Origin of the sequence: Ralstonia sp. 25mfcol4.1 (genome assembly GCF_900104095.1) — a bacterium.
GTDB lineage: Bacteria > Pseudomonadota > Gammaproteobacteria > Burkholderiales > Burkholderiaceae > Cupriavidus.
Genome location: NZ_FNJO01000018.1, coordinates 13,640 through 27,868 on the forward strand (window position 1 = coordinate 13,640; position 14,229 = coordinate 27,868).

Here is a 14,229-nt window from a genome sequence, read left to right on the forward strand (position 1 = left end):
CTTGATCGTCGTCGATCGGGCGCGCTGAAGGCGGGAAACCGCGCGACGCTGGCCGCGCGCGCGTATCTCGAAGTAGCGTCAGACCACCGCGCTTCAGGCTGCCCCCACACAATTGCCGCGTCCTTGCCTGGGCTGAGCGTCGCGCTGGAGCAAGATGCCGAAGCCTCCGGCCAGTTCGCAGTCGATCAGGCCGGCCGCAAAACCTTGCAGCCACTGCTGGGCTTCGGATGCCGTTGGCGCCAATGCGTCCCAGCGCGCGGTAAAGCTCACGCCCATATCGTCGTCAGGAGCCAGAATACGAAACTCAGGGTGAACGGCATCGGTACGCAGGGTGACATGAAAGCCCCGATAGGTGTAAGTGACGGTGTTCATGAAGCTTCCTCTCCTGGAAGATTAGAAAGGAAGTTGCCGCCGCGCCCGGTGTACATGCGCGCCCACATCCACGCGTGCAGCATGCACGCGGCAGCCAGTAGGGTGCGAATCGGGTCGTGTGTCAATTGTTTGACCTGGGTGCTCGTGGGCGTGCCATGTACGCACCAGTTGCAGAAATGCTCGCAGTTGTTGCGTAGCAGGTGATAGGCGTCCTCGTCCAGCCGCGACGTGGCGCGACGCACCACGTCGGCGCCGCTGTAGCGCGCATGCTGCACGGTGACGACCTCGAAACCGTGGCTGTCGGCGAAGGCGTCGAGCGTGGTGCATTCCACGGGGCCTCGACGCAGCAGCGACTTGAATCCCGCGTAATGCACCACCTGCCCGTTGCCGATGTAGATGCCATGATGGCGATACCAGCGTCGCGGCGTGACAAGGTGCGTGCCTTCGCGCAGCGTCTGCGGCGCGCGGTTGGTTGCCACTGGCGCTATGTCAAAATCGTCCATTTCCATCTCCCGCCGGTTGGCACCGAGGGCACGGACGCGCGGCTTGTTGCTCTACGGAATTTCGCGCGGCGTTGCCGGGGGTGTGGCTGGAGTATTGGTCATGCGGGATATTGGTACCTATCAGCGCATGCCGGCAAACGCGTCACCCGATTGCCATGCGCGATGTGGGAATGGGGCTGTGCGGCGCGTCAGATTTCTTGGCACGGCTGTCAGGATTTCCTGACTCGCGCCTGCATTCGCCGGCGCCGCAATGGCTACGCGATCCGCGGGAAAGACCGCGCCCGCGAAGCGCGGTGAACAGCACCCAGCATCTGGTAGCCGGCAGGGGTAAGGTGCACCGTGGGAGACGCGGCCGGTGCGTTGGCCATGTCGATCAGGCGGCGGGTGGCAAGCGCGGCGAGATCGCGTGGATCGATATCGCGGCACGACCCCAGCGATCCCAGCACCATCAACGCGGCGATTTCATGGGCACTCAACATGGCATGTCTCCCCTTGGCAGCGGCAACTGTGTGTGTCTCGTCTTTTGCTTAGTGAAGATAGCCACTGTCAAATCGTTAGTGCGCTAAAACCCATAGCTGTTTGATAACGATCAATTGGAGGGCGCATGGACGATGCCACGTGACTTGCCTCGCCCTGTCCTATCCTAGGCTTCCCAACACGTAGGCGAGGGCCCCCGGCGTCGGAGACTCGCCGATCGCGCGTGCGATGACGACGGGCCCCATTCCAGTGCATCGCTGACCAGACTTCGCGGATCCATGTCTGATTTCATCGTCTAGTACCGCACGCGGGCGCGATCTATGACACCGGCACAGTGGCCCGTCACGGAGCGATGCCGAGTGCGTTGTTCCTTGATCTATCCCAAGCCTTAGTGACCCTTGTCGCCTACGCTTCGTGCATTGCCAAACGAACCATGCATGACTCAAAGGAGACGCCAAATGAACGACGATGTGCACGCCACGCTTCCCGCCTACCGGGATGCCCTGATCAATGATCTCAACGCTCTGGTTACCGATGCGCAAGCGTTGTTGCGCGAGGTTGCCAGCGATGCATCTGGCCGCTCGGCTGTGGCCCATGCCGATATGAAAAGACGCGTGGAAGACTTTCGCCAACGCATGGGCGTGCTGCGCGAAGGCGCGCGCCAGCGTACGCGCGAGTTCGCAAAGGCCACCGACGTTTATGTGCACGAGCACCCATGGCAGTGCATCGGCACGGTGGCCGTGCTGTCTGCCGCCATCGGTGCCATTTCGACATTGGCCGGCAGCCGACGCCACTAATCTCTTCACCGAAGCCGACGGCTTGCTTGTCTGAAGGCGGCCGGTTCATGCTTCGTATTGGAGCTGAGGCCGTCGCGTACGCGGCTGGCCCTGCCAGCGTTTGGTTTGGCGCCGATTCCGCCCGCCCAATTCGTTCGCCATGTTCGCCGCGTCTGTCATCCTCGATGTGCCGCGCACTTAAGGGGCGATGCCTTCGCACAGGTTGGCCTGACGCTTGCAGTACTGCCAGGTGCCTTCCTCGCTATTCATTGTGAACGAGATGGTCAGATCTATTGGTTTGCGGCCAACGATCAGCGCGTGTTCCTGGATGATGCCCTGGTACACCGCCGCCAGATAGTATTGACCGGGCGGCACCCGCATATACAGCAGTGGCCCCTCGCTAACCACGCGCAGGACGCGTTCGTGTCGCGCATTGAGCAGCAGTACCTTGACATCCGCAAGCGACGCGCCATCCGACTGATCCTGGAATCGCAGGTGCACATTGAACTGCGGCGCGAGCGAGCGCATGCGAGCTACATCGTCGGCGCCGATGCCTCCCGACAGGTACGGAATGCTGGTGGCGCCCTGCTGCAGGGTGGCCTTGGGCGTGCTTGCATCCGCCTGGGCGCCAGCCGTGCCGGCCGATGAGGTGAAGGCAGCAAGGATCATGACGTTGACCCAGTAGCGGGGATTGCCGAGGAATCTCATGATCGAATCCGCTTTGTGGTTGCGTTGCCGCGTTGGTCTTCACTTTATGTCCGCATGGGCGGTGGGCGTTGATACAGCGCAAGGCGATTGCCATGCAATGCTCAGGGAGCAGGGCGAGCTGTCACCAACGGTGCGAGTTACGGCGTCGATATGGCCTGTTACCGGACAGGCGGCGCGACTGACACGCGGCGTGGCGCGATGCGTGCGCCCTTGCGGTGAATCAAATCACCGATCGCGTCAACGCCTAGTTTAGGGAAGGTGACATCTCTGGGTACGGCTACGTATCGTCGAACACATCATGAGCGCAATCGAGTTTTCAGGCATGTTGCCGACTTACTGCTCCGCAGGCCCAAGCCTTCAGTGCCAGGCGCGCGTCGATGGTGCGCCGGCGTGCTACGGCATTACGGCCGAAGCTCTGGAGGACCATTTCGGTGCGCGATCATGTCGGCCAGAAGACCTGTTCGTGGCCTATCAGAAGCACAAGAGGGCCATCGAGACGATGGCCCGCGGCCTGTTCGAGATGACCGGCGCCCACAGCATCTTGCTGCACAGCGGGCATTTTCGATTTGGCATGTAACTGCGAGACAGCGGGATCTTGAACGTTGCGAGAGTTGCGGTAAACCACAAGCGAGCCAAGCCGAGCGTCTTGCGAAGAGATGATTGACGATGAAAACTATCTGGGCCCGTCGCCGTGCCATTGTCATCCTATTGGCGATCCTCACCGCTTGCGCGAGCTATCCTCCAGGCGATCCACACCTTCTGACATTCCTGCAGGACGGCGTCACAACCCGGGAGGACGTGTACATGAAATTGGCCGAGCCGAGCGCGGTGTGGGAAGATGGCCGCATCCTGACTTATCAGCTTGACCACAACCATCAGGGTTATGTCCCGATGCGGCGCAGGGAAGCCGCTTGGAGCGCCAAGTACAGCCTGGTACTGTCCTTTGACAAACAAGGCATCCTTCGCCGGCATTCGTTGGTTAGGATGAAAGACGACCCTGTTGTCCCTTGAAATGGGTCGCGGGTGCACCCGCTTGGCCATGCCGATAATCCGATGATAGCAATCACGCCGCTCCCATGGACTCTGCGAAGGACAAAGGCCTTTTCCTTGATCCAGCCCAAATCGATGGAGGATTGTTCGCCTACCTTGTCAGAACAAGGGCGGATACACCGGTTTTGGAATCACCGTGTCGCGTTAGCGACCTTTCCAGTGCTGTACGGCGAACAAGCGCGTGCTGCCGTCCTCGATTCAAGGAGTCTGTAATGCAATCCATCGTACTTGCCGCTGATGGGTCAACGTACAGCGATGCGGCGGCGCACTTTGTGGCCGCCGGAAAATTGCTGAAGGGACCATTGATCGTCCATCTGGTCCATTGCATGCCGGACGTGTCGGGCGAGGTGAAGTCATACATCAGCGCCCCCGACCTGGCAGCATGGCACGCGGACGAAAGCAGCCGGACATTGCGGTCGGCCGCCGAGACCCTGAACCTCGGCGGCGTGTCGTTCGAGCAGCACGCGCTGACCGGATTCGCGCCAGAACGCATCGTCGAATTTGCACGCTCCGTCGATGCGTCGGCGATTGTGATGGGTACTCACGGCCGGGGCGCATTCTTCGATGCCATCGTCGGCTCCGTGGCGGGCCGTGTCATCGCTCATGCGCCGTGCCCCGTCATTCTGGTGAAGGGTGAAGCCGCGCGCGGCCGATGACCTGGCATGCCTGATGCCGGGCAGTAAAGCCGGTTCGTGGTTGTGCCGGGGCACATCGGGCAGCGGTAATTCGACGCAGCCGCAGATTCTTGGCGGCCTGGGCCGGCCGTCGTCGACACGAGCCGATTGCGCTTGCCGGAACCGCTCGCGCCTCTCGATGTGCCGCGGTTCAGGAGGAAATATCGAATCGGAAAACCCATGACGCTGGATCTTGAACACTTCACCCCATCGCTGTCGCTCGGCGGCGGGCTCCTTATCGGCTTGGCGGCGGCCGTGCTGATTCTCTTCAACGGCCGCATCGCCGGCATCAGCGGCATCCTGGGCGGATTGCTGGGCGTGCCTCGCCGTGACATGGCGTGGCGCATTGCCTTCCTTGCGGGGCTGCTCGCCGCACCGGTGCTGGGCCGCCTTGCGGGTCATCCTGCCGTTGCCAGCATCGAGGCTGGCTGGCCCCAAGTACTGGTGGCCGGCTTGCTCGTGGGCATCGGCACGCGATATGCAAGCGGATGTACCAGCGGGCATGGCGTATGCGGAATCTCGCGCGGTTCAGTACGGTCGATTGCCGGCACGCTCACCTTCATGGCAGCGGGCTTCCTGACCGTCTTCGTACAACGTCATTTGCAGGGAGCCTGAGATGGGCGTGGTCACTGCGTGGGTAGCTGGGCTGGTATTTGGGCTCGGCCTGATGGTGTCGGGCATGGCGAACCCTGCCAAGGTCCTGGGCTTCCTGGACCTTGCCGGCGTGTGGGACCCTTCGCTCGCTTTTGTAATGATCGGTGCGATCTCGCTGGCCGCACTCGGATTTCTGGTCGCCCGGCGCCGTGCACGTTCGTGGCTCGGACTGCCGATGCAGTGGCCCTCCAGCACGTCGATCACATGGCGCCTGATCCTCGGCAGTGCCACCTTCGGCATCGGCTGGGGGCTGGCGGGCTTCTGCCCGGGGCCCGCATTGGTGGCGCTGGGCGCAGGATATCCGAAGGCCGCCGGTTTCGTCCTAGCCATGCTGGCGGGGATGATGGTGTTCGAACTTATCGAACAGGCGAAATCGCGTGTGGCGCGCGCTTGAGCGTGGGCTGATCGTAGGTCGAACGTGGGTTGACACAAATCAACCCCAGGTCCGCCTGCTATCCCAGAATCGGAACTGACAGGTCGTTACGCAAAGCACTGGCCGTCAAGCCAGTCCTACATCGCACTGGCCACGACGATGCTGGCCGTCCGCGAGTCGCGACCCCATTCCTGAACAGGGACCACCATGCGTGATAGCGTACTCATATCGTCCGCCGAACTGGACGAAGCAATCCGTTCGGAAGCGGTTGTGCGGATCGATACGAGAGATGCGGCCCACTACGCTGAGGCGCATTTGCCCGGCGCGGTGAACATCCACGAGATATTCACCTATCTTGCGACCACCACACCGGAAGGTCTCAGGGCGCTGCGCGCTACCTTTGCGGCGGCCTTTGGCAAGGCGGGCTTGTCAGGCAATGAAACTGCCGTCGTCTATGAGCAGGCGATGGCCACGGGGTTCGGTCAATCGTGCCGGGGATATATCCTGCTCCGATACCTCGGTTATCCGCGCGACAAGATCAAGGTCCTGCATGGTGGCTACCAGGCGTGGAGCGCGGCCGGCCTGCCGAGTACGACCGAGGTTTTCACGCCTGCCTGCGCGACCTTTCCCACCACGGACGACGACACCGGCCTGCTGGTGGATCTGGCGGAAATGAAGCGCATCGTCGACGACCCACGCAACGTGAAGCTCGACGTGTGTGATGTCGATGAGTGGATCGGCGCGAGTTCCTCGCCGTACGGCAAGGACTTCTGCCCCCGCAAGGGCCGCATCCCGCATTCCGTCTGGATCGAGTGGTACCGCATGATTAAGCCGTCTGCCACGGGGAAGCGGTTCAAGTCGGCCGAGGAAATCCTGGCCGAATGCGCCACGGCGGGAATTCGCCGCGATACGCCCGTTGTCGTGTTCTGCTTCAAGGGCGCTCGTGCGTCGAACACCTTCGTCGCTCTGGAAGAGGCCGGCATACAGGACATACGCCTCTACCTTGGATCGTGGAACGAGTGGTCGAGGGCCATGACCTTGCCCATCGAAGCGGGGTTGCCTTATGCGGGCGCCGGCGCCGGCGCCGGGCGGCCAGTCGGTGACCGCAATTGCCAAAGCTAGGAGACGCCATGTCCAAGTATTACACATCGAAGTTCGCTTTCCGCCAGGCCGTTGGCCTGTGTCTCACGTCAGTTGCCATCGTGGCGATGGCGGCGCCGCCAGCTCCCGCAGCGCGCGGCACAAATGACTGCACGCGTGGGCCCGGCTATGGGATGCACGGCCGTTACGGCATGGGCCCCGACATGATGGGGGGAGGCATGGGCCCAGGCATGATGGGGGGAGGGATGGGTCCCGGCATGATGGGGGGCTATGGTGAGGGCCACGGGATGGGCATGGGTGCGCAGCACTGGGCGCGCATTCCGGGCATGAACCTGTCTGACGAACAACGCGCGAAGATCAATCGCATCGCCGACGACACGCGTAAGGCGCATTTGACTACCGTAGGCGCCATGCTGGACCAGCAGGCGCGGCTGCGCGACCTCTACGGCGCGCAAAAGCCGGACGAGGCCGCCATCGACGACGCCTACAAGACCATCGGCAAGCTGCGCAGCCAAATGTATGACTCGACAGTCGATGCACACAAGCGCATGGAGGCGGTGCTGACGAAGGAGCAGCAAGACGTCCTCCACAGGTATTGGCGCTAAGTGTCGCCGAGTCCGTAGCCCGCCAACATCCGGGCCTACCGAGCACTGCTTTACAACCCCGTGGTCTGCCGGGCATGCGCCGCGATTGCACGCAGACATCAGCGGAACTCGACGCAAACCTCCATCACCTTCGTTGATGCCGTTGCCAGCGATGGTGCGGCACCACCGACGACGCGCTGCATCTGATGGAAAGCTTGTCTGGCGAATGGATTGGGAGACGGTCGATGTATCACCATGTTCTTGTCGCTGTTGACGGCGGCGCCTGCGCCCTGCGTGCGCTGACTGAGGCGATCCGGCTTGCGGCGGCATGCCGCGCGCAACTGGAAGTCGTGCACGTAATTGACTACTCGTTCTTGCAGTACGACAGCGGTTACGGAATCCGGGCGGATATCACTCCGGAACTGCTGGAGTACGGTAAGAATCTCTTGCGCGACGCTGCAGGCGCGGCCGAGCAGGCCGGCGTAAAGTGCACGACGACATTGATCGATAACATCATCTGTCTGGGTGATGTTGCCGGGCAGATCCTGGAGCAGATCAACACATCCCACGCCGACGTAGTGGTGGTGGGCACCCACGGGCGTCACGGACTGAAGCGCGTATTTCTAGGGAGCGTTGCCGAATCATTGGCGCGAGCCTCCGCAGTGCCGGTGCTTCTGGTCAGGGAGGTTCCGCGCACGCACACGCATGAGATTTCTCCCGGCGAGGCGCTAGCGGACGCCTCGCGATGACCGTCGGTTTGCTGCTGCAAATGAGACCGATCGATCTGGACCGCGCCAGGCCCGTTCTTGCACCAGTCACGCTAGTGGCGTGACTGGTGTCGCTGGCGGAGAATCCCGATTCCGCGTGGTATCGATGTTGATCGAATCATGACTGGCTGTAGCCTGTGGCGGCCCAGCAGGGTGTTCCGGCTGCTGTGGTTCGGAGATGGCGCTTGCCAATCCGCGAACCCGCATCAGTAGGTCGCACTGGCCGAACCAAGACGCGCGCACGGCGATGCAGGCGGCCTCGAATGCTTTGACGCTCCCTCCAACGCTGAGCGCGTGCTGAAGCCACCGGCGGTGGCAGCGATCCTGATAGTCGATGTATCGCTGACGCAGCACAGGATCCAACGGAATCAAGCCATCTGACGCAGGAAACTCGGGCGCGCCAAGATAGGATTCAAACCAGAACAGGCAGGCACACGCGCGCATTCGGTCTTCGAGTTGGGTGTTGACGTAGGCCATGTCGGCTATCGGATGCGTAGGTTGTTTACCACATCGGAAACGCCCGGTGCGGACCATGCGGCGCCGGCAGCGGCTCGGCGCTCGGCCAGCGAGTCGACGGTTCCTTCCAGTGTGACGACGCCGGCGTTTGCCTTGATGGAGATGTGATGGGCTTCACGTTCCGCACGACGCCGAAGCGCAGATTCGATCTTTCCTTCAATTGCCTCGGGCACGATCTTCGGCACGACACGGATCAGGTTCGATACGCCAACTACGCCGCGGATATGGATGACCGCGTTTTCCGCCGCACGGCGCTGAAAGCCCCATTGGACGGTGCCACGGAGCGTAATCCAGCCCTTTTCGATTTCCACGTGCAGATTGTCGGCCGGCACATGCACATACCATTGCAACGCATTACGCGCGGCCAGCGCGACAGCTTCGTCGCCCAGCGTCGACTTCGGCGTCACCTCAAGTTTGACCACGACACCTTTGACACCGCTTATGCGCTCGGCGGCGGTTTCCGCGGCAATCTTTTCCGAGTACGTACCAACGTGGCCGGAGAGGGTCACGACTCCCTGGTGCACTTCGACGCCGATACCGGCGGCGGCTACGCGGGGATCCCAGTCGAGCTCCTCATCGATAAGCTGCTTGAGTTCCATGTCAGTTTTCATTCCATCCTCCTGCCTCGGTCATGCTGGCCATCGAAGGATGGCCCTGCATGCTGCAATCTAGAAGACCCTGGCATCTGGCCCTTGACGTGGCACAAATCAGCCCATCGGCGACGGGAAGGCAGCAGCTTGCTCAGTACTGCCGGCCCGCCCGCGGTGGCATGCAGGCTAGGCTTCGTTCGGCGACAGCCATGCAGGGCGCGGAGAGGCGCCGGGATCGGTTGTCGGCTGGGAAATCAGCGCCGTTGCAAACGCGTCGATGTCGGGGCGTGCGTCGCCGCTGATGACATCACGCTGCAACAACACCATCACGGGGTGCGGAGTACGACCCAGTGCCTCGGCAATCTCCTCGGCAGCGCGGAACCCGCCGCGTGCGGCCATGACGGCGGCGGCCGCCACGCCACGCCTGAACGGGCGCTGATCCCTCAGGAAGCTGCGCATCGGTGCGGCGAGATGACCGACCCAGACGGGCGCCATAAAGACCAGGTTTGCATACTCGGACAAGGGTGGGCCGGCGTAGCGATAGGGCACGTGCCGACGCAGAAGGTTGTCTATGACGCATCGGAGGTCACCCCGGAAGCCAGCGCGACTGACTGTGTCCTCGACTTCAAATAGGGGGCAGTCCAGACGATCGGCGAGCATTTGGGCAACCAGTCGCGTGGTACCGCTACGAGAGTAGAAAATCACAGCAATGTCGTTCATGGCGCGTGACCGGTAGTTGGGATCATTGGGATACAAGTCTTCCCAACCCAAGGCTAGGTTTCTCGGATTCTCCTCGCTTGATATGCGTCAAGGTCCCGGCAGTCAGGTTTCCTACGCTGAATGCAGGAACAGACTTTCTTGTGAAGGAGTTGCGATGATGCGAAAGCTTGCACTGAGTGCGATGGCTGCTGTGGTCATGGGTTCGCTGGCCGTATCCGCCGCGCATGCGCAGAAGAACTACACCGATGGTGGGGATCTTTATGGCGGGGCACATGCGGCAACGGGCAAGGCAGCACCGTCGAAGGAAGCCAAGAAGTCATCGACACAACGCTCCGGGAAGTTCGATCCCTACACTGACGGCGTACGTGAGAAGACGGCGTCTTCCGGCGCGAAGAAATTTCCTGACGAGCGCCCGCAACCGGATGATGTGGCGAGATCCGGGAAGTTCGATCCGTATTCGGAAGGACAGAGCAAGTAGGCGTGCATCGACGGGCGCGATCGGGCAGGCAAAGGCATGTCGCCACGGCATCTTGCTTGCCTTTCTCCGCAACGGCGATTGCGCCGGATCGATCTGACGCGCGGCGCTGTAAGTCATCCTTTCAAGATCGAGCTTCGCGCCACGTCTGGTGTGAAGATTGTGTAGTGGTCACGGAGACGTCATGGAACGAAACGAAGGCAGCGTGGATCGCGCCCTGCGCCTGGCGGTTGGCATCGCGCTGGTCGTATTCGCCCTGGGTGGAATCATTGGCCCGTGGGGTTGGGTTGGCCTTGTCCCGCTACTGACGGGACTCATCGGCTTTTGTCCGCTCTACCGCGTGTTCGGGTGGACCACCTGTGCCCGCCGTGGCGGTACCTCCCACGGAGGTCAACACGACTGAAACCTAGCGTGCCGGTACGGCTTCCTCCGGAGCGGAGAATGGCAGGCTGGCGACGATGCAGACTCCCGCGCCAGGGGGGCTTTCGATCTGGAGGCTGCCGCCGCGTTGCAGAATACGTTCCCGCATGCCGAGCAAACCGAACGCGTCTTGCCTCGGCGCCACTTCCGGCGCGAAGCCTACACCGTCATCCTGGATTTTGAGCTGGTAGCCTTGGGCATTCGTGGAAAGGTCTACAACCACGTGGCCCGCGTGCGCATGTTTCACGGTATTGGTCAGGGCTTCCTGCGCGACCCGGTAAAGGGTGATGGCGGCCCGCTCGTCCACCATTCCGATCGTCTCGTCGATTTGGCATTGCACCCGTAGACCGTGACGATGCTCCACCTCATGCGCGATCCAGTCGATTGCCGCATCCAGACCGAGATCGTCGAGGAGGGCGGGTCGCAGATTCGCCGCGATCCTGCGCACGGCGGAAGCCATGTTTTCAAGCCGATGGTTGATCTCGTCGAGCGTTTCGGCATGAGCGGCGCCGGCGCGGTTGGTACTAGCCGATGACATGTCGGCCTTGAGCAGCGATAGCGTCATTTGCATGGCAACGATTTGCTGACCCAGGTCGTCATGGAGTTCCCGGGCGATTCGCTTTTGCTCGTTCTCCCTGGCGTGTTGCACTAATGCCGCGGTGGAAGCGGAGCCTTCCAACTCCCATAGCCTGCGCCGGGCAGTGAGGTCCTGCGTGACCTTGGCGTAGCCCAGAAGTGTCCCGTCGTCCTTGTGCACGGCGGTGATGGTAACGTCGGCCCAAAACTGGCTGCTATCCTTTCGAATGCGCCACCCCTCGTCCTGTGCGCGTCCCGTGGTTGCCGCGGTGCGCAGCAACTGCTCCGGTTTTCCAGCAGCCAGGTCTTCCTTCGTATAGAAGACCGAGAAATGTCGGCCGATGATCTCGTCGGGGGTAAATCCCTTGATTCTTTGGGCGCCGAGGTTCCAACTCGTCACATGTCCGCTGGCGTCGAGCATGAAAATCGCATAATCACTGACGGCTTCGACCAGCAATCGATATCTGTGATCGATCTCGATGTCACTGAAGTTGGCGGCCCCTTGCCACGCCAAGCCGACAGATGCCACGGTACGCCTCCAGTGGGAATTCCGGTGTAACTCGTTATATGCACGGCTGCCCGCGTATGCAAGGGGGCGTTGGAAAGCAAATAAAAACGGTTTTGGACCGATTTCCGCTATTCGAGATCGTATTCCCGCATGACTTCGCGCGTGACGGCCTCGACCAGTGCAAGGCAGGGCGCATTGACGCCGGGGAAGGCATCGATCGCCCAGTTGCAGGCTTGTCCGGCCGTCATTGTCCGCTTGGGAAGAGGAATCTGGCATCCCCAGCATGTCTCCCCGAGATCGGCATTATCTTGCAGCCGACGCAGTATCTCGCGACGGATTTGTTCTGCGGTAGCTTGATGCTTAATCATGGGATCCCCCGTTATTTGGCATGGGTAAATCGCTTTTCGCCGCCGTCAGCACGAACGACGCGCGATGCGCTGGGACAGAACAACTGTCTGTCACCAGAAGGCGGGCGTCGTTGGCAGAAGTGGCGCCCGGCCCGAACAAGAAGCGTTATACGGACTTGATTGCGATCTTCTTCTCCGGCTTCTGGGCTTCGGCCGTCTTCGGCAGGGTCACCGTCAATACGCCGTTCTTGAACGCCGCGTCAATTTGCTCGACGTCGACGCCCTCGGGCATGCGGAATGCGCGCTCGAAGGAGCCGTAGTGGCGCTCATGGAGGAAATAGTCCTTGTTTTTTTCCTCCCTCTCGACACGCTTCTCCCCTTTGACGACGAGCCCTCCGTTTGACAACTTCACTTCGATGCTCTTCTCATCAAGGCCCGGCAATTCCATCGTGATTTCGTAGCCCTTGTCGGTTTCTACGAAATCGACGGCGGGACCAGCCGAGAACATCGACCCCATGTCGGGCATGGCTGACGCGAGGCCCTGCGTCAGCCGGGGGAACGAGGTCAGCTTGAAGTCTCGATCGAAGTTCTGGAACAGACGATCAACCTCGCGACGCAGTCCTTCCAACGGGTGCCACGCGTGCGGCATCCAGGGCTGCATCATTTCCTGTTGGTCCTTTGTGACAGGCAATTTGCTCTCTGTTTCGCCCATTTCATCGTCTCCTAAAAAATTGGGAAAGGCGATGTCATGCTAGGTGGTGTGCATCCCGTCCCGTTGATAAAGATCAATGGCCCGCTGCCCTCGGATGCAGGGCCTCGTCGTGCGAGGCTTTGCGGGCACTGAACGTGTTGGCTTGACGTATCGCAAGTGGTGGCGGTTGCCGGCATATACAGTGCGGGCAGCAGGCCTGGAGCCTGGAAGGAGTGTTTCGTCATGGACTTCGCCACGATCCTCGTACACCTGGATGGCACCCGACACCTGCATCAACGTGTGCACCTTTCCACGCAACTGGCTCTGGCCAATGGGGCACGGCTCATTGGCTTGTTCGCTACCGCCCGGCCCGATCCCAATGACATTCGGGGCTTGATAGATGGCGATCGCTATCTCGCGTCTTTCAACACCTGGCACGATCAGGCGTGCAGGGCGGCAAGGACTGCGTTTGAGGGCGCGACTTCCGGAGTAGGTATTACGACGGAATGGCGTGAATCGGAGTCGGGCAGTCAGTCGGCCGTTCTTGTGGCGTCTCGGCTGGCCGACTTGATCGTATTGGGACAGACCGATCCCACCGACCGGATGGCGTCTGGCGATCACCAGGCGGTCGACGAGATCATCCTGCGCTGCGGACGTCCAGTCCTGGTGGTGCCGCACACGGGGTCGTTCCCAACGATAGGGCAGCGGGTGGTGGTGGCGTGGAATGGCAGGGGCGAGGCGGCGCGTGCCATTCGCGACGCCCTGCCGATTCTGGCGCGCGCCACTTCCGTCGAGATCGTCCAATGCGTGGCGCCGGATCGTTGGGAAGATCCGTGGTGCTCGCCAGGCCAGTATGCCGTCGCGTGGCTGCATGATCATGGCATTCATGCAACCCTTTCGGAGTCGATGCTGGACAACGATGCCGAGGCAGGCGAACTGCTGCTGTCCCGCCTTGCGGATTCGGATGCGGATCTGCTTGTAATGGGCGCGTATGGTCACGCGAGAATGCGTGAAGTCGTGCTTGGCGGCGCCACTCGGACCCTGCTGCGCACGATGACGACGCCGGTCTTGTTGTCACACTAGCACGCCGTGCGCAGCCCTCGTGGACGGCCGGCTGGCGGCGCGCAGCCAGCGCATGATCTATTTCAGATTATGTGCACGGAGGCCAGTCCAGTTGATCCGCAAGTCCCGCGAAGGTGTAAGACGAAATGCGAATGATTCGTAGCGTAAATCTCATGATGCGGATGGCAGACACAATCGTTGGCACGTTGGCACGTTGGCACGCACCATGTATCTTGAAGAGGGAAAACGTCCGGCCGTCGCTGTTAGCGCGTGAGCCAGGCATGG

At 61.5% G+C, this 14,229-nt stretch carries 22 protein-coding genes; 12 read left to right on the plus strand and 10 right to left on the minus strand.

Going from position 1 to position 14,229, the window contains the following annotated elements; genetic code table 11:
* Window positions 1–93 precede the first annotated feature (93 nt).
* The 3 genes from BLQ58_RS24665 to BLQ58_RS24675 all read right to left on the minus strand — a co-directional run bounded on the left by BLQ58_RS24665 (window position 94) and on the right by BLQ58_RS24675 (window position 1,354).
* Window positions 94–372, minus strand: a complete 279-nt coding sequence (locus BLQ58_RS24665; protein ID WP_092602805.1) for a hypothetical protein — start codon at window positions 370–372, stop codon at window positions 94–96.
* Entirely contained in the window at window positions 369–875 is a 507-nt protein-coding gene (locus BLQ58_RS24670; RefSeq protein ID WP_254776130.1) for a lecithin retinol acyltransferase family protein, read from the minus strand. Before BLQ58_RS24670 ends, BLQ58_RS24665 begins: the two co-directional genes overlap by 4 nt.
* Window positions 876–1,129: 254 nt before the next feature.
* Window positions 1,130–1,354 carry a hypothetical protein gene (locus BLQ58_RS24675; protein ID WP_092602809.1) on the minus strand — a complete coding sequence of 75 codons (225 nt, stop codon included), beginning with the start codon at window positions 1,352–1,354 and terminating at the stop codon, window positions 1,130–1,132.
* Window positions 1,355–1,810: 456 nt separating this feature from the next.
* On the opposite strand from BLQ58_RS24675, the gene BLQ58_RS24680 reads away from it, so the two are divergent.
* Window positions 1,811–2,149, plus strand: coding sequence for an ElaB/YgaM/YqjD family protein (locus BLQ58_RS24680; RefSeq protein WP_175459995.1), 339 nt, complete (start codon window positions 1,811–1,813; stop codon window positions 2,147–2,149).
* A gap of 177 nt (window positions 2,150–2,326) precedes the next feature.
* Here the strand turns inward: BLQ58_RS24680 and BLQ58_RS24685 are convergent, their stop codons facing one another.
* Entirely contained in the window at window positions 2,327–2,836 is a 510-nt protein-coding gene (locus tag BLQ58_RS24685; protein ID WP_092602813.1) for a hypothetical protein, read from the minus strand.
* Window positions 2,837–3,134: 298 nt separating this feature from the next.
* Here BLQ58_RS24685 and BLQ58_RS24690 point away from each other — a divergent pair, with 298 nt between their 5' ends.
* The 8 genes from BLQ58_RS24690 to BLQ58_RS24725 all read left to right on the plus strand — a co-directional run bounded on the left by BLQ58_RS24690 (window position 3,135) and on the right by BLQ58_RS24725 (window position 8,021).
* Window positions 3,135–3,413, plus strand: coding sequence for a DUF1488 family protein (locus BLQ58_RS24690; RefSeq protein ID WP_092602815.1), 279 nt, complete (start codon window positions 3,135–3,137; stop codon window positions 3,411–3,413).
* An 89-nt stretch (window positions 3,414–3,502) separates the two neighbouring features.
* On the plus strand, window positions 3,503–3,847 hold the full coding sequence (locus BLQ58_RS24695; protein WP_092602817.1) for a hypothetical protein: 345 nt from the start codon (window positions 3,503–3,505) through the stop codon (window positions 3,845–3,847).
* Between the two features lie 251 nt (window positions 3,848–4,098).
* Window positions 4,099–4,542, plus strand: a complete 444-nt coding sequence (locus BLQ58_RS24700) for a universal stress protein (protein WP_092602819.1) — start codon at window positions 4,099–4,101, stop codon at window positions 4,540–4,542.
* Window positions 4,543–4,740: 198 nt separating this feature from the next.
* Window positions 4,741–5,175, plus strand: a complete 435-nt coding sequence (locus BLQ58_RS24705; protein ID WP_092602821.1) for a YeeE/YedE family protein — start codon at window positions 4,741–4,743, stop codon at window positions 5,173–5,175.
* Between the two features lies 1 nt (window position 5,176).
* Complete coding sequence (locus tag BLQ58_RS24710; protein ID WP_092602823.1) at window positions 5,177–5,608, plus strand: YeeE/YedE family protein; 432 nt, start codon at window positions 5,177–5,179, stop codon at window positions 5,606–5,608.
* Window positions 5,609–5,794: 186 nt separating this feature from the next.
* Window positions 5,795–6,709 carry a sulfurtransferase gene (locus BLQ58_RS24715; RefSeq protein ID WP_092602825.1) on the plus strand — a complete coding sequence of 305 codons (915 nt, stop codon included), beginning with the start codon at window positions 5,795–5,797 and terminating at the stop codon, window positions 6,707–6,709.
* Window positions 6,710–6,717: 8 nt separating this feature from the next.
* A complete protein-coding gene (locus tag BLQ58_RS24720) occupies window positions 6,718–7,293 on the plus strand; it encodes a Spy/CpxP family protein refolding chaperone (RefSeq protein WP_139186162.1) in 576 nt (191 codons plus the stop codon).
* Between the two features lie 224 nt (window positions 7,294–7,517).
* Window positions 7,518–8,021 (plus strand): universal stress protein, encoded by a 504-nt coding sequence (locus BLQ58_RS24725; protein WP_092602827.1) that lies wholly within the window; start codon window positions 7,518–7,520, stop codon window positions 8,019–8,021.
* Between the two features lie 66 nt (window positions 8,022–8,087).
* Here the strand turns inward: BLQ58_RS24725 and BLQ58_RS28935 are convergent, their stop codons facing one another.
* From BLQ58_RS28935 to BLQ58_RS24735, 3 genes are all read right to left on the minus strand, one after another.
* Window positions 8,088–8,516, minus strand: coding sequence for a hypothetical protein (locus BLQ58_RS28935; protein ID WP_139186163.1), 429 nt, complete (start codon window positions 8,514–8,516; stop codon window positions 8,088–8,090).
* A 5-nt stretch (window positions 8,517–8,521) separates the two neighbouring features.
* Complete coding sequence (locus BLQ58_RS24730; RefSeq protein ID WP_092602829.1) at window positions 8,522–9,166, minus strand: BON domain-containing protein; 645 nt, start codon at window positions 9,164–9,166, stop codon at window positions 8,522–8,524.
* A gap of 165 nt (window positions 9,167–9,331) precedes the next feature.
* Complete coding sequence (locus BLQ58_RS24735; protein ID WP_092602874.1) at window positions 9,332–9,865, minus strand: flavodoxin family protein; 534 nt, start codon at window positions 9,863–9,865, stop codon at window positions 9,332–9,334.
* Between the two features lie 181 nt (window positions 9,866–10,046).
* On the opposite strand from BLQ58_RS24735, the gene BLQ58_RS24740 reads away from it, so the two are divergent.
* Window positions 10,047–10,343, plus strand: a complete 297-nt coding sequence (locus BLQ58_RS24740) for a hypothetical protein (protein WP_254776141.1) — start codon at window positions 10,047–10,049, stop codon at window positions 10,341–10,343.
* A 181-nt stretch (window positions 10,344–10,524) separates the two neighbouring features.
* On the plus strand, window positions 10,525–10,743 hold the full coding sequence (locus BLQ58_RS24745; RefSeq protein ID WP_029051151.1) for a YgaP family membrane protein: 219 nt from the start codon (window positions 10,525–10,527) through the stop codon (window positions 10,741–10,743).
* Between the two features lie 3 nt (window positions 10,744–10,746).
* Here the strand turns inward: BLQ58_RS24745 and BLQ58_RS24750 are convergent, their stop codons facing one another.
* The 3 genes from BLQ58_RS24750 to BLQ58_RS24760 form a co-directional block, all read right to left on the minus strand.
* Window positions 10,747–11,865: a PAS domain-containing sensor histidine kinase gene (locus BLQ58_RS24750; RefSeq protein WP_029051152.1), complete on the minus strand. Its 1,119-nt coding sequence runs from the start codon at window positions 11,863–11,865 to the stop codon at window positions 10,747–10,749.
* A gap of 107 nt (window positions 11,866–11,972) precedes the next feature.
* Window positions 11,973–12,212, minus strand: a complete 240-nt coding sequence (locus tag BLQ58_RS24755) for a hypothetical protein (protein WP_029051153.1) — start codon at window positions 12,210–12,212, stop codon at window positions 11,973–11,975.
* A gap of 145 nt (window positions 12,213–12,357) precedes the next feature.
* Window positions 12,358–12,903 (minus strand): Hsp20/alpha crystallin family protein, encoded by a 546-nt coding sequence (locus BLQ58_RS24760; protein ID WP_029051154.1) that lies wholly within the window; start codon window positions 12,901–12,903, stop codon window positions 12,358–12,360.
* A gap of 222 nt (window positions 12,904–13,125) precedes the next feature.
* On the opposite strand from BLQ58_RS24760, the gene BLQ58_RS24765 reads away from it, so the two are divergent.
* A complete protein-coding gene (locus tag BLQ58_RS24765; protein ID WP_029051155.1) occupies window positions 13,126–13,965 on the plus strand; it encodes a universal stress protein in 840 nt (279 codons plus the stop codon).
* Window positions 13,966–14,229 lie beyond the last annotated feature (264 nt).

Coding starts and splice junctions, on each gene's coding strand:
- BLQ58_RS24725 (WP_092602827.1), top strand. CDS start 7,518: ATGTATCACCATGTTCTTGTCGCTGTTGACGGCGGCGCCTGCGCCCTG.
- BLQ58_RS24685 (WP_092602813.1), bottom strand. CDS start 2,836: ATGAGATTCCTCGGCAATCCCCGCTACTGGGTCAACGTCATGATCCTT.
- BLQ58_RS24735 (WP_092602874.1), bottom strand. CDS start 9,865: ATGAACGACATTGCTGTGATTTTCTACTCTCGTAGCGGTACCACGCGA.
- BLQ58_RS24740 (WP_254776141.1), top strand. CDS start 10,047: ATGGCTGCTGTGGTCATGGGTTCGCTGGCCGTATCCGCCGCGCATGCG.
- BLQ58_RS24670 (WP_254776130.1), bottom strand. CDS start 875: ATGGACGATTTTGACATAGCGCCAGTGGCAACCAACCGCGCGCCGCAG.
- BLQ58_RS24755 (WP_029051153.1), bottom strand. CDS start 12,212: ATGATTAAGCATCAAGCTACCGCAGAACAAATCCGTCGCGAGATACTG.
- BLQ58_RS24680 (WP_175459995.1), top strand. CDS start 1,811: ATGAACGACGATGTGCACGCCACGCTTCCCGCCTACCGGGATGCCCTG.
- BLQ58_RS24690 (WP_092602815.1), top strand. CDS start 3,135: ATGAGCGCAATCGAGTTTTCAGGCATGTTGCCGACTTACTGCTCCGCA.
- BLQ58_RS24745 (WP_029051151.1), top strand. CDS start 10,525: ATGGAACGAAACGAAGGCAGCGTGGATCGCGCCCTGCGCCTGGCGGTT.
- BLQ58_RS24715 (WP_092602825.1), top strand. CDS start 5,795: ATGCGTGATAGCGTACTCATATCGTCCGCCGAACTGGACGAAGCAATC.
- BLQ58_RS24765 (WP_029051155.1), top strand. CDS start 13,126: ATGGACTTCGCCACGATCCTCGTACACCTGGATGGCACCCGACACCTG.
- BLQ58_RS24720 (WP_139186162.1), top strand. CDS start 6,718: ATGTCCAAGTATTACACATCGAAGTTCGCTTTCCGCCAGGCCGTTGGC.
- BLQ58_RS24675 (WP_092602809.1), bottom strand. CDS start 1,354: ATGTTGAGTGCCCATGAAATCGCCGCGTTGATGGTGCTGGGATCGCTG.
- BLQ58_RS24710 (WP_092602823.1), top strand. CDS start 5,177: ATGGGCGTGGTCACTGCGTGGGTAGCTGGGCTGGTATTTGGGCTCGGC.
- BLQ58_RS24665 (WP_092602805.1), bottom strand. CDS start 372: ATGAACACCGTCACTTACACCTATCGGGGCTTTCATGTCACCCTGCGT.
- BLQ58_RS24700 (WP_092602819.1), top strand. CDS start 4,099: ATGCAATCCATCGTACTTGCCGCTGATGGGTCAACGTACAGCGATGCG.
- BLQ58_RS24760 (WP_029051154.1), bottom strand. CDS start 12,903: ATGGGCGAAACAGAGAGCAAATTGCCTGTCACAAAGGACCAACAGGAA.
- BLQ58_RS24705 (WP_092602821.1), top strand. CDS start 4,741: ATGACGCTGGATCTTGAACACTTCACCCCATCGCTGTCGCTCGGCGGC.
- BLQ58_RS24730 (WP_092602829.1), bottom strand. CDS start 9,166: ATGAAAACTGACATGGAACTCAAGCAGCTTATCGATGAGGAGCTCGAC.
- BLQ58_RS24695 (WP_092602817.1), top strand. CDS start 3,503: ATGAAAACTATCTGGGCCCGTCGCCGTGCCATTGTCATCCTATTGGCG.
- BLQ58_RS28935 (WP_139186163.1), bottom strand. CDS start 8,516: ATGGCCTACGTCAACACCCAACTCGAAGACCGAATGCGCGCGTGTGCC.